Annotated in this window: 2 protein-coding genes; both read left to right on the top strand. The window is 52.6% G+C overall.

Translation table 11 applies throughout. From position 1 onward, the window contains the following. The first annotated feature begins 1 nt into the window (after nucleotide 1). The gene (istA, locus tag IV04_RS24085; RefSeq protein ID WP_037441732.1) at nucleotides 2-1,150 is read left to right on the top strand and encodes an IS21 family transposase; all 1,149 of its coding nucleotides are present in this window, start codon (nucleotides 2-4) and stop codon (nucleotides 1,148-1,150) included. Continuing rightward, nucleotides 1,150-1,923 (top strand): IS21-like element helper ATPase IstB, encoded by a 774-nt coding sequence (istB, locus tag IV04_RS24080; RefSeq protein ID WP_037403519.1) that lies wholly within the window; start codon nucleotides 1,150-1,152, stop codon nucleotides 1,921-1,923. Before istA ends, istB begins: the two co-directional genes overlap by 1 nt. The last annotated feature ends 275 nt before the right edge of the window (nucleotides 1,924-2,198 follow it).

The raw sequence follows: 2,198 nt of genomic DNA, 5'->3' as shown, positions 1-2,198 counted from the left end.
CATGATAAAGCAGATGCGTATTCACGGTGCGCATATTATAGACATTGCTCACCATATCGGATGCTCCGAGCGAACGGTTCGACGACATCTCACTGAAAAACCCGTTAACGCTCGACGGCGCGAACCGATGAGAAAACTTCGTCCGTTCATGGACTATGTTGATCTGCGCTTGCGTGAGCATGTCTGGAATACTGAGGTCATTTATCAGGAGATAAAGCAGCAGGGTTATGACGGCTGCCGCTCCACGTTGCGTCAGTATGTGCATCCTAAACGCGCCTTGCGTGCGTCCAAGCAGACCGTACGCTTCGAGACGCAGCCCGGCCAGCAACTCCAACACGATTGGGGTGAAATCGAGACTGTTGTCAACGGTCAGCTCTGCAAAGTGAACTTCGCCGTTAATACCCTCGGTTACTCCCGACGCTTCCATGTATGGGCCACCGACAGCCAGGATGCCGAGCATACCTATGAATCGCTGGTCAAAGCCTTCACGTGCTTTGGTGGCAGCGTCAAAACCGTGCTGGTTGATAACCAGAAAGCAGCCGTTCTCAAACATGACAACAGTGGTGAGGTTATCTTCAACAACGGCTTCCTCCAGTTGGCAAAACACTATGGCTTCACGCCACGTGCCTGCCGACCACGCCGAGCACGAACCAAAGGCAAGGTGGAGCGTATGGTGAAATACCTCAAGGAAAACTTCTTCGTTCGTTACCGGCAGTTCGACAGTCTGGCACATATCAATCAGTTGCTGATGCAGTGGATAAATACAGAAGCTGACCACCGCACGCTTCGCCAGTTCAGCCAGACACCGGCAGAACGCTTTACCCAGGAGCTATGCCATCTGCTGGCATTACCGGCGGGTGACTTCGACACCAGCTATCACGACATCCGACAGGTTGCCTGGGATGGCTATATCGAGGTTCGGGGTAACCGGTATAGCGTGCCGGAAAGCTGGTGCGGGCAACCGGTCAGCATCCGTATCTCACTGGATAACGAGCTCAGGGTGTATGGAGATGACGCCCTCATCGCGACACACCTACTGGCTGAAAAACCAGCTGGCTGGCAGACCGTAGCCGCGCATCACCGCCCCCTGTGGCAGCAAACCTGCCGAGTGGCACAGCGTGCATTAAGCGATTATGAGGAGTTGCTGTGATGAGCGAACTGACAGAACTGATGGCGCGACTGAAGATGGAGCATCTGACAGATGCGGTAGACAATCTGCTTGAGCAGGCCGTAAAGGAAGAACTTAACGCACGAGAAACACTGGTTCGAGTGCTGAATCACGAATGGAATGGTCGGCGACATAAGGGGCTGGAATCCCGGCTGAAACAGGCTCGACTGCCCTGGGTGAAAACGCTGGAGCAGTTCGACTTCAGCTTCCAACCTGGCATCGACCAGCGGGTTATCCGGGAACTGGCCGGGCTGGTGTTCATCGAACGTAATGAGAATGTCATCCTACTGGGACCTCCGGGCGTAGGGAAAACGCATCTGGCGGTAGCGTTGGGGGTAAAGGCAGCAGATGCGGGTCATCGGGTGCTGTTCATGCCGCTGGATAAATTAATGGCAACACTGGTAAAAGCCAGGCAGGAGAACAGGCTGGAGCGGCAGTTGCAGCAACTGAGTTACGTGCGGGTCCTTATCCTGGATGAGATCGGTTATCTGCCCATGACGCGTGATGAAGCCAATCTGTTCTTCAGGCTGCTCAATCGGCGTTACGAGAAAGCGAGCATCATCCTGACCTCAAACAAGAGCTTCACCGACTGGGGGGAGGTGTTCGGTGATCATGTATTGGCAACGGCGATCCTCGACAGGTTGCTGCATCACTCGACAACAGTAAACATCAAGGGCGAAAGCTACCGACTGAAAGATAAGCGGAAGGCTGGCACGTTACCCAAAACAATAGAGGAGAAAAACACAGAAAACTGAATGCTACAAGCGGACATCAGAAATGATGAAAACCGGACAAAATAAATGTTGAAAAGCGGTCATTAGGCGGTGTTGTTGCCATGATGAACATCCGTACGCTCTGACCTCATTAGTGCCATGGCTTATTACAGCCCTGCTATTTGCCAGGTTCACAGAGAGTCGGTTCTACCTGTCAGTACATCAACTCGTTGGACTTATTAAAATCAGTTAGTTACTTAGCCATGTACGCTGCTTTCTGGTTTATAAGCGCCCAGGCTATTCGGGCATTTTTGTTG

The sequence above is a fragment of the Serratia sp. Ag1 genome, from assembly GCF_000743355.1.
Taxonomy (GTDB): Bacteria; Pseudomonadota; Gammaproteobacteria; order Enterobacterales; family Enterobacteriaceae; genus Chania.
Note: the sequence above shows the minus strand (reverse complement) of the source record. Positions and strands in the feature narration are given on the sequence as shown.

Excerpts from the sequence above, each read along its gene's own strand:
- istA (WP_037441732.1), top strand. The coding sequence starts at position 2 with ATGATAAAGCAGATGCGTATTCACGGTGCGCATATTATAGACATTGCT.
- istB (WP_037403519.1), top strand. The coding sequence starts at position 1,150 with ATGAGCGAACTGACAGAACTGATGGCGCGACTGAAGATGGAGCATCTG.